This is a genomic window from Streptomyces beijiangensis (assembly GCF_017315755.1).
GTDB classification, from domain to species: domain Bacteria; phylum Actinomycetota; class Actinomycetes; order Streptomycetales; family Streptomycetaceae; genus Streptomyces; species Streptomyces beijiangensis.
In genome coordinates, this window is sequence record NZ_JAFLRJ010001371.1 from 1 (window position 1) to 267 (window position 267).

Annotated in this window: 1 protein-coding gene; it reads left to right on the forward strand. The window is 71.2% G+C overall.

The window, feature by feature from the left end; genetic code table 11:
- Window positions 1-197, forward strand: a 197-nt coding sequence (locus J0695_RS41870) for a hypothetical protein (RefSeq protein ID WP_206970047.1), incomplete at its 5' end; no start/stop codon positions are given.
- Between the last annotated feature and the right edge of the window lie 70 nt (window positions 198-267).

Genomic DNA, 267 nt, shown 5'->3' on the forward strand with positions numbered 1-267 from the left:
ACGTTAAGACGGTGGCCTCCGGATCCACCTCCACCCTGGTCGTCCCCGCCGCCAGTGCTTTCCCCGCCGGTGTCCATCTGCGCTACCGCGCCCGTGCCTATGACGGCACCGACTACGGACCCTGGTCGGGCTACACCACCTTTGTGATGAACACCGGCCGGCAGGCCGCCTGGGGCGTCCAGGTGTCCTGGCCGTAGGTGGCGCAGGAGACGGCGGGTGCGGCCGGCGCGGTGACCTGCACCCTGGACACCGCCTCCACCGACGGGC